The sequence below is a fragment of the Yersinia sp. KBS0713 genome (assembly GCF_005937895.2).
Lineage (GTDB): Bacteria > Pseudomonadota > Gammaproteobacteria > Enterobacterales > Enterobacteriaceae > Yersinia > Yersinia bercovieri.
On record NZ_CP042173.1, the window covers coordinates 4,307,152 to 4,325,431 of the forward strand.

An 18,280-nucleotide genomic window follows, 5' to 3' on the forward strand; every position below is an offset into this window, starting at 1 on the left:
CAGCCAGTCAGTCCAATCTCGGAACTTCGCTGAAAATCTCTCTCTCAAACCACCAAAACACCTTTGGTGTTGTAAGGTTAAGCCTCACGGATCATTAGTACTGGTTAGCTCAATGCATCGCTGCACTTACACACCCAGCCTATCAACGTCATAGTCTTTAACGTTCCTTCAGGGGGCTTAAAGCCCCAGGGAAGACTCATCTCGAGGCAAGTTTCCCGCTTAGATGCTTTCAGCGGTTATCTCTTCCGAATTTAGCTACCGGGCAATGCCATTGGCATGACAACCCGAACACCAGTGATTCGTCCACTCCGGTCCTCTCGTACTAGGAGCAGCCCCTCTCAATCTTCCAACGCCCACGGCAGATAGGGACCGAACTGTCTCACGACGTTCTAAACCCAGCTCGCGTACCACTTTAAATGGCGAACAGCCATACCCTTGGGACCTACTTCAGCCCCAGGATGTGATGAGCCGACATCGAGGTGCCAAACACCGCCGTCGATATGAACTCTTGGGCGGTATCAGCCTGTTATCCCCGGAGTACCTTTTATCCGTTGAGCGATGGCCCTTCCATTCAGAACCACCGGATCACTAAGACCTACTTTCGTACCTGCTCGAGCCGTCACTCTCGCAGTCAAGCTAGCTTATGCCTTTGCACTAACCTCACGATGTCCGACCGTGATTAGCTAACCTTCGTGCTCCTCCGTTACTCTTTGGGAGGAGACCGCCCCAGTCAAACTACCCACCAGACACTGTCCTCACCCCAGATTATGGGGCCGAGTTAGAACATCAAACATTAAAGGGTGGTATTTCAAGGTTGGCTCCATGCAGACTGGCGTCCACACTTCAATGCCTCCCACCTATCCTACACATCAAGGCTCAATGTTCAGTGTCAAGCTATAGTAAAGGTTCACGGGGTCTTTCCGTCTTGCCGCGGGTACACTGCATCTTCACAGCGAGTTCAATTTCACTGAGTCTCGGGTGGAGACAGCCTGGCCATCATTACGCCATTCGTGCAGGTCGGAACTTACCCGACAAGGAATTTCGCTACCTTAGGACCGTTATAGTTACGGCCGCCGTTTACTGGGGCTTCGATCAAGAGCTTCGCCTTGCGGCTGACCCCATCAATTAACCTTCCAGCACCGGGCAGGCGTCACACCGTATACGTCCACTTTCGTGTTTGCACAGTGCTGTGTTTTTATTAAACAGTTGCAGCCAGCTGGTATCTGCGACTGGCTTCAGCTCCGAGAGCAAGTCTCTTCACCTAGCGCCAGCGTGCCTTCTCCCGAAGTTACGGCACCATTTTGCCTAGTTCCTTCACCCGAGTTCTCTCAAGCGCCTGAGTATTCTCTACCTGACCACCTGTGTCGGTTTGGGGTACGATTTAATGTTACCTGATGCTTAGAGGCTTTTCCTGGAAGCTTGGCATCAACTACTTCACCACCGTAGTGGCTCGTCATCACACCTCAGCGTTGATAAGCAACCGGATTTACCTGGTCACTCCGCCTACATGCTTAAACCGGGACAACCGTCGCCCGGCTAGCCTAGCCTTCTCCGTCCCCCCTTCGCAGTAACACCAAGTACAGGAATATTAACCTGTTTCCCATCGACTACGCTTTTCAGCCTCGCCTTAGGGGTCGACTCACCCTGCCCCGATTAACGTTGGACAGGAACCCTTGGTCTTCCGGCGTGCGGGTTTTTCACCCGCATTATCGTTACTTATGTCAGCATTCGCACTTCTGATACCTCCAGCAACCCTCACAGGTCACCTTCAACGGCTTACAGAACGCTCCCCTACCCAACGAACGTATCCCTAAGCCAACTCGACTTTATTGGACGCATTGACGTCGCTGTGCTCCGTCAATCATTATCCACATCATCAAATTGTCTTGGGTGATACGTTCGCTGCCGCAGCTTCGGTGCATGGTTTAGCCCCGTTACATCTTCCGCGCAGGCCGACTCGACCAGTGAGCTATTACGCTTTCTTTAAATGATGGCTGCTTCTAAGCCAACATCCTGGCTGTCTGTGCCTTCCCACATCGTTTCCCACTTAACCATGACTTTGGGACCTTAGCTGGCGGTCTGGGTTGTTTCCCTCTTCACGACGGACGTTAGCACCCGCCGTGTGTCTCCCGTGATAACATTCTTCGGTATTCGGAGTTTGCATCGGTTTGGTAAGTCGGGATGACCCCCTAGCCGAAACAGTGCTCTACCCCCGAAGATGAGTCACGAGGCGCTACCTAAATAGCTTTCGGGGAGAACCAGCTATCTCCCGGTTTGATTGGCCTTTCACCCCCAGCCACAAGTCATCCGCTAATTTTTCAACATTAGTCGGTTCGGTCCTCCAGTTAGTGTTACCCAACCTTCAACCTGCCCATGGCTAGATCACCGGGTTTCGGGTCTATACCTTGCAACTAGACGCCCAGTTAAGACTCGGTTTCCCTACGGCTCCCCTATTCGGTTAACCTTGCTACAAAATATAAGTCGCTGACCCATTATACAAAAGGTACGCAGTCACACCACGAAGGTGCTCCCACTGCTTGTACGTACACGGTTTCAGGTTCTATTTCACTCCCCTCGCCGGGGTTCTTTTCGCCTTTCCCTCACGGTACTGGTTCACTATCGGTCAGTCAGGAGTATTTAGCCTTGGAGGATGGTCCCCCCATATTCAGACAGGATGTCACGTGTCCCGCCCTACTCATCGAGTTCACAGAATATGCATTTTTGTGTACGGGACTATCACCCTGTACCGTGCGACTTTCCAGACGCTTCCACTAACACATAAACTGATTCAGACTCTGGGCTCTTCCCCGTTCGCTCGCCGCTACTGGGGGAATCTCGGTTGATTTCTTTTCCTCGGGGTACTTAGATGTTTCAGTTCCCCCGGTTCGCCTTGCATGGCTATGTATTCACCATGCAATAGTGCAACGAATTGCACTGGGTTTCCCCATTCGGGTATCGTCGGTTGTAACGCTTCATATCAGCTTACCGACGCTTTTCGCAGATTAGCACGCCCTTCATCGCCTCTGACTGCCTAGGCATCCACCGTGTACGCTTAGTCGCTTAACCTCACAACCCGAAGGTGTCTTTGCAGACCCTTTGCGTTGCGATTATTTGAGAGACTCTAATACAGGCTACTCCTTATCTCAGTACATCTACGGAGAGATAAGTTTCAGCTGTATTGTTTCAATTTTCAGCTTGTTCCAGATTGTTAAAGAGCAATATCTTAAACACGACTCGTTAAAGTCATCTTTAAGTTATTTTTTAGTTCATAAAGAACCGGTTGATAATGTCTTTCACACATTATCGGATTGGCGTCCCCAAGGGGATTCGAACCCCTGTTACAGCCGTGAAAGGGCAGTGTCCTAGGCCTCTAGACGATGGGGACACGAAATTTGACTCTCGAAGCACTGCTTCGAGAATTTCGTGTAGAGGCGAGAATTTGCCTGCAAATCCGAGCGACTGATGCAGTCAACACTCGATTTTGCGGTGCGCGTCTCACCCATCTACAGCAGGTTACCTTGCTCATTACATTCATCAGACAATCTGTGTGGACACTGCGCAATGCGTATCGTGAGGTAAGGAGGTGATCCAACCGCAGGTTCCCCTACGGTTACCTTGTTACGACTTCACCCCAGTCATGAATCACAAAGTGGTAAGCGCCCTCCCGAAGGTTAAGCTACCTACTTCTTTTGCAACCCACTCCCATGGTGTGACGGGCGGTGTGTACAAGGCCCGGGAACGTATTCACCGTAGCATTCTGATCTACGATTACTAGCGATTCCGACTTCATGGAGTCGAGTTGCAGACTCCAATCCGGACTACGACAGACTTTATGTGGTCCGCTTGCTCTCGCGAGTTCGCTTCACTTTGTATCTGCCATTGTAGCACGTGTGTAGCCCTACTCGTAAGGGCCATGATGACTTGACGTCATCCCCACCTTCCTCCGGTTTGTCACCGGCAGTCTCCCTTGAGTTCCCACCATTACGTGCTGGCAACAAAGGATAAGGGTTGCGCTCGTTGCGGGACTTAACCCAACATTTCACAACACGAGCTGACGACAGCCATGCAGCACCTGTCTCACAGTTCCCGAAGGCACCGAAGCATCTCTGCTAAGTTCTGTGGATGTCAAGAGTAGGTAAGGTTCTTCGCGTTGCATCGAATTAAACCACATGCTCCACCGCTTGTGCGGGCCCCCGTCAATTCATTTGAGTTTTAACCTTGCGGCCGTACTCCCCAGGCGGTCGACTTAACGCGTTAGCTCCGGAAGCCACGCCTCAAGGGCACAACCTCCAAGTCGACATCGTTTACAGCGTGGACTACCAGGGTATCTAATCCTGTTTGCTCCCCACGCTTTCGCACCTGAGCGTCAGTCTTTGTCCAGGGGGCCGCCTTCGCCACCGGTATTCCTCCAGATCTCTACGCATTTCACCGCTACACCTGGAATTCTACCCCCCTCTACAAGACTCTAGCTTGCCAGTTTCAAATGCAGTTCCCACGTTAAGCGCGGGGATTTCACATCTGACTTAACAAACCGCCTGCGTGCGCTTTACGCCCAGTAATTCCGATTAACGCTTGCACCCTCCGTATTACCGCGGCTGCTGGCACGGAGTTAGCCGGTGCTTCTTCTGCGAGTAACGTCAATCAATCGTGCTATTAACACGACTGCCTTCCTCCTCGCTGAAAGTGCTTTACAACCCGAAGGCCTTCTTCACACACGCGGCATGGCTGCATCAGGCTTGCGCCCATTGTGCAATATTCCCCACTGCTGCCTCCCGTAGGAGTCTGGACCGTGTCTCAGTTCCAGTGTGGCTGGTCATCCTCTCAGACCAGCTAGGGATCGTCGCCTAGGTGAGCCATTACCCCACCTACTAGCTAATCCCATCTGGGTTCATCCGATGGCGTGAGGCCCGAAGGTCCCCCACTTTGCTCTTACGAGGTCATGCGGTATTAGCTACCGTTTCCAGTAGTTATCCCCCTCCATCAGGCAGATCCCCAGACATTACTCACCCGTCCGCCGCTCGCCGGCGAAGTAGTAAACTACTTCCCGCTGCCGCTCGACTTGCATGTGTTAGGCCTGCCGCCAGCGTTCAATCTGAGCCATGATCAAACTCTTCAATTTAAGATTTGTTTGATTTGCTACCGAAGTAGCGATGCTCAAAGATTACTTTCTGCAAATATGCATTCGAACCGAAGTTCAAATGTGTACTGCTTTGGTCACTCTTCAAGACTTTGATATTGCTTCTGCCTGCCGAAACAGGCTTCGATATCGTCTTGCGAGTGCCCACACAGATTGTCTGATAAATTGTTAAAGAGCGTTCGTTACCCGTTGGCCTTTCAGCGAATCTTACGGTAACGCGGGAGGCAGATAATACGCTTTCCCGCTGAAGAGTCAAGGTGTTATTTGATTTCTTTCGAACTCAAACGCGTTCTTTTCTCTTCCTGACCCGGCGAAGTTTGTTTCGTTGTTCCCGGTCAGTGGAGGCGCATTATAGGGAGTTCCTGACAGGCTGCAACCCCTAATTTGAAAAAACTTTTCAACCGCTGTTTCTTTGGTCAAAACGCCGTTAAATTGGTAGTTTTTGCAGCGTTTGGAAGCCATAACCCTGCAGAACGGGCAATAAAGCGTCAGTGTCCGTGTTCAGTGCCATGCAATACGCCATGTTCTCATCTTGAGAAGAGACCACATTTTCCTGAGAAGAGATCAGCCAGGCGGTTCGGCGAGCAATGGCAGCACCGGAATCGACCATACGTGTACCTTCCGGCAATACTTGTGCTAACTCTTCTGCTAATAGAGGGAAATGCGTGCAACCTAAGACGATGGTGTCTGGTGGTTCACGCATTGCCAGCCATGGATGAAGGATTTTCTTTAATGCTTCGACAGAAACGACGCCGCCATGCAGTTTGCTTTCTGCCAGTTCCACCAGCTCAGATGAACCCAATAGCTCAATTTTGCAATCAGTGGCAAAGCGCGCAATGAGATCCAGTGTATAAGAGGCATGAACGGTGCCGCGGGTCGCCAATAAGCCAACAACACCATTGCGGGTGAGCCGCACCGCAGGTTTGATAGCGGGTACTACACCAACCACGGGGAATGCGAAGCGCTCGCGTAGAGCAGGGAGGGAGACGGTGCTGGCGGTGTTACATGCAATAACCACAATCGCCAGTGGGTGGCGCTGCTGTACCGCGGTGACAATTTCCAAGACGCGTTCAACAATAAATTCACCGGACTTCTCCCCATAAGGGAAGGCAACATTGTCGAATGCATATATATAGTGGAGATCCGGCAGCAACTGCCGAATCTCTTGATAGACAGATAGCCCGCCAACACCTGAGTCAAAAATCAGCGCTGTCGGGCGAGGAGCAGTATTGACCTTAGAAGTTATAGCTTCCGGTGAGGTAATACTCTCGTCCAGCGGTTTTATAGCCATAAGCCGTTTCGTAATCTTTATCAAACAGGTTAGCAATTCTACCACGAACTGTTAGATGAGAAGTAACGGGATAAGCAATCGAAGCGTCTACTGTGCTGTAACTTGGTAATTCACGCTGAGTCGCACTATAAAGAGAGGTGTTATTGTCGTAGCGCTTGCCGTAATACTGGTATGACACATCCATATCAAAATTGAACATTGCCCAATCCAGTTGATACTTGGCCTGATGTTTAGAGCGGCGGGCTAGGACTTCGTTATTGAGATCATTACGCGGGTCAATATATTGCAATGTGACCTGGTGGGTGAAGATGCCTGTATCGAAGTTTCCGCTCCACTCCACGCCTTTTATCGTCGCGGAGTTAACATTGTAATATTGTCCAATATAGGTCACTGGATCTGAGTCGTAGTCGATCAGGTTTTCAATTTTGTTGTGATAAGCTGACAAACGCCAGTCAAGCGGCCCGGTCACCCCTTCTAACCCAGCTTCCCATTGGCGGGACTCTTCCGGCTTAAGGTTGCTGTTTGGCTCAATCCGAGGGCTAAAGCGCTGTGCGCCGTACTGTTGGCCCAACGACGGCGCCAGGAAGCCCGTTCCGTAAGATAAGGTCACGCGGTAATCAGGAACGAATTCCCAGCCCGCCGCAGTTTGCCATGTCTCATGCCAGCCAAATTGTTCATCTTTATCGGCACGGCCCGAGGCTTCTAGCGTCACGCTGTCAAATTTTTGCTGCCCGCTGAGGTATAAGCCGGTGTTATCCCGCTTATAACTGTCAGAAATCGTGGTGTTGGATGAGGTCAAACGCTGCTGCTGCCAGTCAAGCCCTGCGCTTAGGGTCGCACTTTCGAAGCTATAAGTGTTGCCCCATTGTAGATTTCGCTGTTCCATATCATCCAGCGTGGTCGCCACCCCATAGCGGCCATATTGGCTGCTGTAGTTGTAATCTTTATATTTCTGGTAGCTGGCAATTAATTGAGCAGAGTAAGCGCCCGCTGCATAACGCAGACCGGTATCATAAGTGTGGTTATATAACCGCTCTTTATCGCCACTGTATTCAGGGAGGTAAGGTGTGCTCCCGACATCGTAATCCGTGCTATTGGTATAGCCATAACCTCGGACAAAACCAGAGAACGCTTGGTTGAACTGATGATCCAGCCCTGCCCAGAAGTTTTTATTACGGAAGCCGTCTCGATCACTGTCTACCGAGTAATCTGAACCCGGTTTGATGTTGAAGCCGTTAGTGGTTTGATACCCCCCCGCTACCGTCGCCAATGTATCGCCAAAGCGCTGACGGACACTGCCATCATATTGCTGGTAGCCTTTAGAACCGACGCCAGCATTAATCTGTGCGCCTTCTTTATCTGATTGCGTAATCACGTTAATCACACCACCAATCGCACCTGAGCCATAGACCGCCGAGCGCGGCCCACGGATGTATTCAACTCGCTGCACTAAAGAGATCGGTATTTGATTGAAGTCGACACTGTTGATGATACCGGTACGCGCCAGAGGAATACCATCAACCAGTACCAGTACATGCCGGGCTTCGGTGCCGCGGATATACATAGAAGAGCCTTGCCCTAAACCACCAAATTGCGCGATATCCACACCCGGTAACCGGCGCATCACTTCATTGAGGCTTTTGGCCTGCCAGCGATCGATATCATCCCGCGTCACGACATCCGTGGGGGCCAATACAGTGGAGACTGGCTGTTTAAAACGGCTGGCAGTCACCACCATTTCGTCATTGTTACCGGTGGTGTTGTTACCCTGCGCCCAGCCAGAAAATGCCGTCACAGAGAGCGCTGTGAGCAGCGTATATTTTTTAATTGTCATAAAGCATCCAAACTCAATTGGTGGATGCCGCAGTGCCATGGCCGGTAGTACGCGACGACCACGAATATTGCGACGTAATACCGGCAGGTCTTCGGGCTTGGGATCTCTGAGAACAGAGCTGGCGATGACTTCCCATCCTGGTGGACAGTGTCTGTTGCAACCTTTCGCCGTGACTTCCCCTTACCGCTGCGCGTCAGCTCCGGATTTACACCGGATTCCCTTTTAACTCGTAGGTGTATAAGTACCGCATGAGGCCGGACCGCAATGTTACGATTAAGTAAAATGGATGTCTAGACTTCCATTCTTGGAACGAAGAATAAGCATAACAAAACTGGACATCAGGGCCACTTTCCCTACAATCCGCAGGAATAACCCTCTTTTTATGTCCAAACGAGAAGAAACATGACTCCCAACATCCTGCCGACTGACGGCTATGATCACCAATTGGCGGAAAAATCTGCCCGTCTTCAGGCAATGATGTTGCCGTTTCAGGCCCCCGCCCCGGAAATATTCCGTTCTCCTGCCGAGCATTACCGTATGCGGGCGGAGTTCCGCGTTTGGCACGATGATGACGACCTCTACCACATCATGTTTGACCAACAGACCAAGCAGCGTATTCGGGTCGAGCAGTTCCCGGTCGCCAGTCTGTTAATCAATCGTCTGATGAGCGCCCTGATGACCGCCATCCGGGCTGAGCCGATCTTGCGCCGTAAGCTATTTCAGATTGATTACTTATCGACTCTGAGCGGTAAGCTGATCGCCTCTTTACTGTATCACCGCCAATTAGATGAAGAGTGGCAGCAAAAAGCGCTGGAGTTGCGAGATCAACTGCGCGAGCAGGGTTTTGATCTGCAACTGATTGGGCGGGCTGCGAAAACCAAAATCATGTTGGATCATGACTATATCGATGAAGTGTTGCCAGTTGCGGGCCGTGAGATGATTTATCGTCAGGTTGAGAATAGCTTCACCCAGCCGAATGCTGCGGTGAACATTCATATGTTGGAGTGGGCGATCGATGTCACTCAACATGCAAGTGGGGATCTGCTGGAGCTGTACTGCGGTAATGGCAACTTCTCGTTGGCACTAGCACGTAATTTTGATCGGGTGCTGGCAACTGAGATAGCCAAACCCTCAGTGGCAGCGGCGCAATACAATATTGCAGCGAATAATATCGATAACGTGCAAATTATTCGTATGTCAGCGGAAGAGTTCACTCAGGCCATGCAAGGTGTCCGTGAGTTTACTCGCCTGAAAGGCATTGATTTGAAAAGCTATAACTGTGAGACAATTTTTGTCGATCCACCGCGTAGCGGGCTGGATGATGAAACCGTCAAATTGGTGCAGGCTTATCCGCGTATCCTCTATATCTCCTGTAACCCAGAGACGCTGTGCGCCAATTTGGAACAGTTGCAGCACACCCATAAAATCAGCCGCTTAGCGCTCTTCGATCAGTTCCCTTATACCCATCATATGGAGTGCGGGGTCTTGTTGGAGAAGCGGGACTAACGAATAACTGAATCCTAGATAAACAAAAGGGCAACGCTATGTTGCCCTGAAGTTATTGGCAGAGTGCCAGCGGCGGAGAGAACAGGCAGATCGTAAAGACGCCGCCCGAAAATTACTGCGGCTGCTGGTTATCGCTATTCTCTGACTCAAATTCCGTGTTCGCCTGCGCCGATTTACGCGCCTTTAGCTTAAACAAGATCCAGAACACCAGCGCCACACTGAGAATAGAGGGCACGAAGTTGGAGCCAATCGCCGGATGCTCGACCCGCACAATGGCGCTGTACACTAAAATACCCAGCAAGAAACAGGCCGCAGCCAGCACTGGCAACCCCTGCGGCATGGCAAAATTGAGGTAGCGCTGATGCAAGCAATACACCGCCAATATTAACGTCAGCAGCGGGAAGATTGAAAAAGGGACAAATGCGCTAAATAGTGTGCTGAATGAACCATTGATGGCCAAACCCGTGATCAATGCCAACAGCAGAGTGCCCGTTTCACGGCGAGGCTGTTTCTCCGGGTGAGATTGCTTTTCAAGGTAAGATTGTTTTTTTGGGGTAGATTGTTCCATCATTTTCCTTTCCTTATTAAGTGCGGGATACAGCGAGCTTCTCCTGCTCGCGACGATACCAATAATAAGCGCCTTTGGAGATCATCCGCAGTTGTAGCACCAAGCGTTCTTCTAACTGTCGCCGCTGTTCACTGTCCACGTCCAGCGCTTCTGCACCCGCACTGAAGACAATTGTGACCATGGCCTCAGCTTGAGCTTCGGTGAAGCTGCGCGGCATGTGATTTTCCAGTTCGAGATAATCGGCCAACTCGGCAATAAAATGCTGAATTTCACGCGCAACAGCGGCCCGGAAGGCTGCTGAGGTGCCCGAGCGCTCCCGCAGCAATAAGCGGAAGGCATTGGGATTATTGCCGATAAATTCCATAAATGTAGAAACTGACGTACGGATAACACTGCCGCCCTTGGCAATCCGCTGACGTGCCTGACGCATCAGTTGGCGTAACATCAGGCCGCTTTCATCGACCATTGTCAGACCAAGCTCGTCGACATCACGAAAATGCCGATAAAAAGAAGTCGGCGCGATGCCCGCTTCGCGAGAGACTTCCCGCAAACTCAAGCTAGCAAAACTCCGCTCAGCACTCAGTTGGCTGAACGCCGCTTCGATAAGGGAACGACGAGTCCGCTCTTTTTGTTGTGCTCTGACGCCCATAATCGTGCCCAAGGGATATCCAAATTCTCAATCTAAGACATATAGTCAGCAATATACCAAACTTTATAGTAACAACCGTTATACAAACGTATCATCCCAATACGGAATTACCGCTTTACAGCAACCATCACGGTGATTTACCCATTGTTGATTGGGTTATGCTTGGGATGATGTTAATATATCGTTGTAATTTTGTATAATAATAGGTCTCTCCTACATGCAACAGCACTTCCATTTTGATGCCATTGTTATTGGCTCGGGTCCTGGCGGTGAAGGTGCCGCTATGGGGTTGGTCAAGCAAGGCGCCCGCGTTGCCGTGATTGAACGGTACAATAATGTGGGTGGTGGATGTACCCATTGGGGCACTATCCCATCCAAAGCTTTACGCCACGCCGTTAGCCGTATTATAGAATTCAACCAAAACCCACTCTACAGCGACAATGCCCGAACCATCAGCTCCTCTTTCGCTGATATTTTAAACCATGCGGATCGCGTAATTAATCAGCAAACCCGCATGCGCCAAGGCTTTTACGATCGCAACCACTGCCAGATGTTCTCCGGCGATGCCAGCTTCATTGATGCCAATACTATCAATGTGCGTTATGCCGACGGCACCAGCGATACACTGCGCGCCGATAACATCGTCATTGCCACGGGTTCACGCCCTTATCGCCCAGCAAACGTTGATTTTACCCACGAACGCATTTACGACAGTGATACCATTTTGCAGCTCAGCCATGAGCCACAACACGTCATTATCTATGGTGCGGGGGTGATTGGCTGCGAATATGCATCGATCTTCCGTGGTTTGAGTGTCAAAGTGGATTTGATTAATACCCGCGACCGCCTGCTGGCTTTCCTCGATCAGGAGATGTCAGATGCCCTCTCGTACCACTTCTGGAATAACGGCGTGGTTATCCGCCACAACGAAGAGTTTGAGCAGATTGAGGGGACGGTTGATGGGGTTATCGTTCATTTGAAATCAGGCAAAAAAGTGAAGGCGGACTGCTTGTTGTACGCCAATGGCCGCACCGGGAATACCAGTGGGTTAGGGCTGGAAAAGATTGGTTTGGAAGCCGACAGCCGTGGCCTGCTGAAGGTCAACAGCATGTATCAGACCGCACTATCCCATGTGTACGCCGTCGGTGATGTCATTGGTTATCCGAGTTTGGCCTCCGCAGCTTATGATCAAGGGCGGATTGCGGCACAAGCGATGATCAAAGGTGAAGCCAATGTTCACTTGATCGAAGATATCCCAACCGGCATTTACACCATTCCAGAGATCAGCTCTGTGGGTAAAACCGAGCAAGAGTTGACCGCGATGAAAGTGCCTTACGAGGTCGGTCGGGCGCAGTTTAAGCACCTGGCGCGCGCACAGATTGTCGGGATGAATACCGGCAGCTTGAAAATCCTGTTCCATCGGGAAACCAAGCAGATCCTCGGCATTCATTGCTTTGGTGAACGCGCGGCTGAAATTATCCACATCGGGCAGGCTATCATGGAGCAAAAAGGCGAAGGTAATACCCTCGAATACTTCGTTAATACTACCTTCAACTACCCAACGATGGCCGAAGCTTATCGTGTGGCTGCCCTCAATGGGTTAAACCGCCTGTTCTAACTTTTCGCTTATCACGTCCTGGCTCATGCGCGGTTGCATGTGCTCACGTATCGCCTCGGCAAGTTGCTCATAGCGGCCACGCAATGGGGAGCCGGGGCGGTAGACCAAGGCAATGGTGCGCTTGGGTATCGGCTTGTAGCACTCCAGATAGCATACGCCGTCACGCTCTCTTTCATTCGGCACCGCCAGTGAAGGCAATAGCGTGATGCCGCTGCCTGCGGCGACCATATTGCGCAAGGTTTCTAAACTGGTAGCACGGAAATGTGTATCCTCTTCAGCGCCGGCCTGGAAGCAAAAACCCATCGCCTGATCACGTAAACAGTGACCATCTTCCAGCATCAGCAACTTCTCGCCAGCCAGTTCATGCATCTGCACTCGATCACGGCCTGCCCACGGATGATCGGCGTAAATCGCCAGTTGCATCGGTTCGTCAAACAGCGGGACTTCAATAAACGCTTCGCTCTCTTTAACCAGTGCCAAAATGGCACAATCGAGCTTGCCACTGTCCAACTGAGCTAGCAGGTTTTGGGTCTGCGCTTCATGCAGATACATTTCCAGTTTTGGGAATGTTTGATGCAGCGTAGGAATGATTTGCGGCAGCAGATAAGGCCCGACCGTAGGGATCAGCCCAATATGCAGCGGGCCAGACATACTCTCACCCTGCAAACTAGCCATCTCTTTCAGTACTTTAACTTCCCGTAGCACCGTTCTGGCCTGCTCCACCAGCAACAATCCAGCCTGCGTAAACAGGACTTTACGACTAGTGCGCTCTAACAGCATAACGCCCAGCTCATCTTCCAGTTTACGGATTTGACCGCTTAACGTGGGTTGGCTGACATGACAAGAGTCGGCAGCACGCCGAAAATGCCTGAATTCAGCCAGCGCCACCAGGTATTCTAGATCTCGAATATTCATCGATGCTCCGCTTTATGATAGTCATTGACGATAGATAAGATAGCAATCAGTGATTAGAACTATCAAGTGATAAAATGAATAATGTGTTCCAACGAAAAAAGAGCTAGAAAAATTCAAATCTTTTATTTTCCAATTAAGGAGTTACCGATGTTCGCTAGCCAAGAAGGTAAAAAAATCCCACAGGTGACTTTCCATACCCGTCAGGGCGACCAGTGGATTGATGTAACCACCGACGAGTTATTCAACAACAAAACCGTTATTGTATTTTCACTGCCGGGCGCATTTACCCCGACCTGCTCCTCCAGCCATCTGCCGCGTTATAACGAGCTGGCCGGCGTGTTTAAACAGCACGGTGTTGATAGCATTCTCTGTGTGTCCGTCAATGACACTTTCGTGATGAATGCCTGGAAAGCGGATCAGAGCGCTGAAAACATTACCTTTATTCCAGACGGCAACGGTGAATTCACCAAAGGCATGAATATGCTGGTTGAGAAAGCTGATCTGGGCTTCGGGCCGCGTTCATGGCGTTACTCCATGCTGGTACGTAACGGCGTGGTAGAGAAAATGTTTGTTGAGCCAAACAAGCCGGGCGACCCGTTTGAAGTCTCTGATGCCGACACCATGCTGAAATATCTGGCCCCTGATTTTAAAGTGCAGGAGTCTGTTTCTGTCTTTACCAAACCGGGCTGCCCATTCTGCGCCAAAGCAAAACAGATGCTGCAAGAGCGTGGCATTCAATACGAAGAGATCGTGCTGGGCAAAGACGCCACCACTGTTAGTCTGCGTGCCGTCACGGGCCGTGGGACTGTGCCGCAAGTCTTTATCGGCGGGCGACACATCGGTGGCAGTGATGATTTAGAGAATTACCTGTCTGCCTAATGACATCAATAAAAATGAAGATAAAGTGAAGTAATTTGGTAGGCTCCGGCCTACCCTTTTTTTCTGTTCTTGCTGTTTTTCCTGCTAGGAGTAGACATGAAAACCTTAAACGTTGATGTCGCCGTGATTGGCGGTGGCACTGCCGGGCTTGGCGCTTATCGCGCTGCCAAACTATCGACCCCAAGTGTGGTGATGATTGAAGGTGGCGAGTATGGCACCACCTGTGCACGCGTCGGTTGCATGCCATCCAAACTACTGATTGCAGCGGCTGACGCCGTGCATCACATTGAGCAAGCCCCCGGATTCGGTATTCATCCGCAAGGCGAAACTCTGATTAATGGTCGTGAAGTGATGGATCGTGTTAAACGTGAGCGCGACCGTTTTGTTGGCTTCGTTCTGGAAGGTGTCGATAACATTCCGGCGACGGATAAAATTCAGGGCTATGCTCGCTTTATTGATGATAATACTCTGCAAGTTGATGATCACACACGTATTGTCGCGCAACGTATCGTGATTGCCACCGGCTCGCGCCCCACCTGGCCTGCGGCCTGGAATGCATTAGGTGATCGGCTGATCATCAATGATGACGTGTTTAACTGGGATGATTTACCAAAATCAGTTGCCGTTTTTGGCCCCGGTGTTATCGGGCTGGAGTTGGGTCAGGCGCTGCACCGATTGGGTGTTCAGGTAAAAATGTTTGGCGTTGGCGGTGGTGTTGGCCCGCTGACTGACAGCATTGTGCGCAATTACGCCGCGAAAACGCTAGGTGAAGAGTTCTATCTCGATCCCGATGTAAAAGTTGAAGTGATGCAGCGAGAGGGGGATAAAGTCTTTATCCGCTATCTGGATAAAGCCGAAAAGCCCCAAGAGATAATGGTGGATTATGTATTAGCCGCCACGGGTCGCCGTCCTAATGTCGATAAGCTGGGTCTGGAAAACACCTCGCTACTGTTCGATGATCGCGGTGTGCCACTTGCTGACAAGCTGACGATGCAGACCAGTGTGCCACATATCTTTATCGCCGGTGATGCCAGTAACCAATTGCCACTACTGCATGAAGCAAGCGATCAGGCTCGTATTGCTGGCGTGAATGCCGGTGGCTTCCCAGAAGTGGTGCCTGGTTTACGTCGTAGCCCCATTTCGGTGGTGTTCTCTGATCCACAAATCGCGATGGTAGGCTCGACCTTCCGCGAATTGACACAAAAATTCAGTGCTTGCGGCTGTTTTGAAATCGGTGAAGTCTCTTTTGAAAACCAGGGCCGTTCGCGGGTGATGCTGAAAAACAAAGGTATTTTGCGGGTTTATGGCGAGCAAGGCACTGGCCGCTTCTTGGGTGCCGAGATGATGGGCCCCAGTGCCGAGCATATTGCTCATCTGTTGGCCTGGGCACATCAACAGCAAATGACCATTGATCAAATGCTAGATATGCCGTTTTATCATCCGGTAATTGAGGAGGGCTTACGTACTGCGCTGCGTGATTTGCAGTCTAAACTCAGACTGGGTGCCGATGAGGCCGAGCGCTGCCTGCGCTGCCCTGGCGAATAATATTGCTAGAGTGCCTTCACCGGAAATAGGGTGATATTGATCACCCCATGAAATTGTTTTGCCCGCGACCACGATTACCGTTTTTTATTTTTTAGATCAAAACCAATAGGTAGCTCCAATACTATTTGCCCATGTGATAGCAACTCTGTCGGGGGTTTGGGTAAGGGTTGGGCACGTTTGATCAGTGCCAGAGCTTCGCGATCTAAAATGGCAACCCCACTGCTTTTGATCAATTGAGACGAGAGTACATATCCCTCTCTATTCACCACAAAACGAATCATTGCGGTGCCCTGTTGGCGCTGCTTCCTGGCAATGGGGGGGTAACGTTTAAACCCCATCAGATGCCCTTGTAAGTGGCTTCTCCAATTCATTTTAATCTGCTGCACATGCAAAGAGTCACTGTTCGTCGCGGCTGCAATTTGCTTGCTCTCACCAGATAACGTGGTGCTGGTTGTCGCGGCAGGTGGCGATGGTTTGCTGCGATTCACCGCCGTCTCTTCAATAACAGGCTTACGTGGTTTGCTCACCTCTGGTTGTGGCCACTTTGCTTTCACTGGCTCTTTTTTAACCACTTCTCGCTCTTTTTCGACGACCAAAGATGCATTGGACTGTTCCGGGGCAGTTAGCAACTCACTCACTTGTTCTGGCTGACTTTCCGCGGGTTCAACTATCGGCTCGCTGAGATTCTGAGTCATACCCACTACCGGATTCTGCTCTACATTGGGGGTGAATTCTGGTTCGGCTGACAGCCCAAGCATCACCGCCATGGGATACTGGTATGGAGAGGTTACCGCCACTGCTGGCGTACTCAGCCACCAAAGCAAATATAGATGAACACAACTCGCAAATAGGGCACTTCCCAACCAAAGTAGAATGCGGCTGTTATCCTGCTGAATTTTCATCAATTAAATCACTATATTTCTTTATTTTTAATGAGTTATATAAAATAACTCATCACGACGATTACTCTTCGGCAAATGCGACATGCAAACGATCGGTTAGCGGCTTAAACAGATAATTGAGCAACGACCGCTCTCCGGTACGGATAAAAACATCCACCGACATACCCGGCCGGATTTTCAGCGGGGTTTGGTTGATATCAAACACGATAGTTAAGGGGTAATAAGGCTCTAAAGTCTGTGGATGCTGTATGCGATCAGCCCCGATGCGTAATACTGAGCCGTACAATCGTGGCGTTGTGCTTTGATTAAATGCAGAAAAATTAAGGTCAACCGGTAACCCCACCATAGCTTTATCAATCAAGGCCACAGGTAACTGGGCTTCAACGAGCAAGGGTTGCCCGCTGGGAACCAACTCCATCAATGTTTGCCCGGTGCTCACCACCCCACCCACGGTGTGTTGTGCCAGCGCAATAACCGAACCACTAACAGGGGCGGTAACACGGGTATTTTCCAACTCAAACTCTGCAACACTCAAACGCTGCGCCAGCTCTTGGGTAGCTTGCTGCGCTTTGGCTAATTGTTCGCGATTCTCACTTTGGTACTGTTCACGCCGCTGTGAAATATGCTGCTCAGTTTCATCAATCAGCTTATAAGCCTCCGTGATGTCGCTGGAGTCTTGCTCCACTCGGGTACGCAGTGAAATGGCTTGACGCTCCATATCCAACAACTGATTTTGGGCAACATGACCATTTTTTGCCAACGACTGTACGCCATGTAGTTGTTGTTGAAATAAGTCGAGCTGGTGCTGGTTATTATCGCGCAGCGCTTGCAAACCGCTCAGCCGACTCTGATGCCGCGTAATTTGTGCCGATAAACGTGCAATTTCGCTCCGTTGGGCCTGGCGGCGATGCTGAAAAAGCTGCCGCTGCAAAGCAATAATGCGCTCAACCAAATATTGCGCGGAGTCCTGAAGCAGCACTTCAGGGAAATCAATTTCAGGCCAGTCGTGTTGCTCGGCAATTAAGCGGGACTCCTGAGCCAGCGCGCTAAGATACTGATGCTGTAGATTATCCCGATGGCTACGTATCGCAGTATCATCCAGCGTGATAAGTAATTGGCCTTGCTCGACCTCATCCCCCTCGATGACATGTAATTGCTGAATACGTCCACCTTGTAACGGCTGGATCACTTTACGGTTTTCGGCAACGACAATCTGCCCCATAACAGCAATCCCTTTATCCAATGGTGCCAGTCCGGCCCAAAGCAAAAAACCGATGAAACCGCCGACAACCAATCCTCCTCCCAGACGAAGGTACTTCCCGCTATTGATTTGCAGTGGTGGCGGATTTTGCTGACCGCTGCCCACTGCCATAGACAGGTCACGACCTGTTTCAGGTAACATCAGTTATCTCCCATCCGTGGTATATCTCATTTAA

At 50.6% G+C, this 18,280-nt stretch carries 11 protein-coding genes, 1 tRNA gene, 2 rRNA genes and 1 riboswitch; of the genes, 4 read left to right on the plus strand and 10 right to left on the minus strand.

Annotation, left to right across the window (positions count from 1 at the left end; translation table 11 throughout):
- Window positions 1-73 precede the first annotated feature (73 nt).
- From FFE93_RS20420 to btuB, 5 genes are all read right to left on the minus strand, one after another.
- Window positions 74-3,066 (minus strand): 23S ribosomal RNA (locus FFE93_RS20420).
- A 243-nt stretch (window positions 3,067-3,309) separates the two neighbouring features.
- A tRNA-Glu gene (locus FFE93_RS20425) sits at window positions 3,310-3,385 on the minus strand.
- A gap of 191 nt (window positions 3,386-3,576) precedes the next feature.
- Window positions 3,577-5,119 (minus strand): 16S ribosomal RNA (locus FFE93_RS20430).
- The 16S and 23S rRNA genes sit together here with 1 tRNA gene alongside, the layout of an rRNA operon.
- A 445-nt stretch (window positions 5,120-5,564) precedes the next feature.
- Window positions 5,565-6,428, minus strand: coding sequence for a glutamate racemase (murI, locus tag FFE93_RS20440; protein ID WP_032898695.1), 864 nt, complete (start codon window positions 6,426-6,428; stop codon window positions 5,565-5,567).
- The gene (gene btuB, locus FFE93_RS20445) at window positions 6,373-8,262 is read right to left on the minus strand and encodes a TonB-dependent vitamin B12 receptor BtuB (protein WP_032898696.1); all 1,890 of its coding nucleotides are present in this window, start codon (window positions 8,260-8,262) and stop codon (window positions 6,373-6,375) included. The genes murI and btuB overlap by 56 nt, the downstream gene beginning before the upstream one ends.
- A 64-nt stretch (window positions 8,263-8,326) precedes the next feature.
- Window positions 8,327-8,536, minus strand: a riboswitch (cobalamin riboswitch).
- A gap of 128 nt (window positions 8,537-8,664) precedes the next feature.
- Here btuB and trmA point away from each other — a divergent pair.
- Window positions 8,665-9,768 carry a tRNA (uridine(54)-C5)-methyltransferase TrmA gene (gene trmA / locus FFE93_RS20450; protein WP_005278210.1) on the plus strand — a complete coding sequence of 368 codons (1,104 nt, stop codon included), beginning with the start codon at window positions 8,665-8,667 and terminating at the stop codon, window positions 9,766-9,768.
- Between the two features lie 112 nt (window positions 9,769-9,880).
- Here the strand turns inward: trmA and FFE93_RS20455 are convergent, their stop codons facing one another.
- The gene (locus FFE93_RS20455; protein ID WP_049602952.1) at window positions 9,881-10,336 is read right to left on the minus strand and encodes a YijD family membrane protein; all 456 of its coding nucleotides are present in this window, start codon (window positions 10,334-10,336) and stop codon (window positions 9,881-9,883) included.
- Between the two features lie 16 nt (window positions 10,337-10,352).
- On the minus strand, window positions 10,353-10,985 hold the full coding sequence (gene fabR / locus FFE93_RS20460) for an HTH-type transcriptional repressor FabR (protein WP_005278214.1): 633 nt from the start codon (window positions 10,983-10,985) through the stop codon (window positions 10,353-10,355).
- Window positions 10,986-11,202: 217 nt separating this feature from the next.
- Between fabR and sthA the strand changes: the two genes are divergently transcribed.
- Entirely contained in the window at window positions 11,203-12,603 is a 1,401-nt protein-coding gene (gene sthA / locus FFE93_RS20465) for a Si-specific NAD(P)(+) transhydrogenase (RefSeq protein ID WP_005278216.1), read from the plus strand.
- Here sthA and oxyR read toward each other — a convergent pair.
- A complete protein-coding gene (gene oxyR / locus FFE93_RS20470) occupies window positions 12,586-13,518 on the minus strand; it encodes a DNA-binding transcriptional regulator OxyR (protein ID WP_032898697.1) in 933 nt (310 codons plus the stop codon). The genes sthA and oxyR overlap by 18 nt on opposite strands.
- A 147-nt stretch (window positions 13,519-13,665) precedes the next feature.
- On the opposite strand from oxyR, the gene FFE93_RS20475 reads away from it, so the two are divergent.
- Together FFE93_RS20475 and FFE93_RS20480 are read left to right on the plus strand one after the other, a co-directional pair.
- Window positions 13,666-14,397 carry a glutathione peroxidase gene (locus FFE93_RS20475; RefSeq protein ID WP_005278219.1) on the plus strand — a complete coding sequence of 244 codons (732 nt, stop codon included), beginning with the start codon at window positions 13,666-13,668 and terminating at the stop codon, window positions 14,395-14,397.
- Window positions 14,398-14,493: 96 nt separating this feature from the next.
- Window positions 14,494-15,942, plus strand: coding sequence for a dihydrolipoyl dehydrogenase (locus tag FFE93_RS20480; RefSeq protein ID WP_138775913.1), 1,449 nt, complete (start codon window positions 14,494-14,496; stop codon window positions 15,940-15,942).
- Between the two features lie 74 nt (window positions 15,943-16,016).
- Here the strand turns inward: FFE93_RS20480 and FFE93_RS20485 are convergent, their stop codons facing one another.
- Both FFE93_RS20485 and FFE93_RS20490 read right to left on the minus strand, forming a co-directional pair.
- Complete coding sequence (locus FFE93_RS20485) at window positions 16,017-16,847, minus strand: energy transducer TonB (RefSeq protein ID WP_186367682.1); 831 nt, start codon at window positions 16,845-16,847, stop codon at window positions 16,017-16,019.
- 58 nt (window positions 16,848-16,905) lie between these two features.
- Window positions 16,906-18,246: an HlyD family type I secretion periplasmic adaptor subunit gene (locus tag FFE93_RS20490; protein ID WP_049602947.1), complete on the minus strand. Its 1,341-nt coding sequence runs from the start codon at window positions 18,244-18,246 to the stop codon at window positions 16,906-16,908.
- Window positions 18,247-18,280 lie beyond the last annotated feature (34 nt).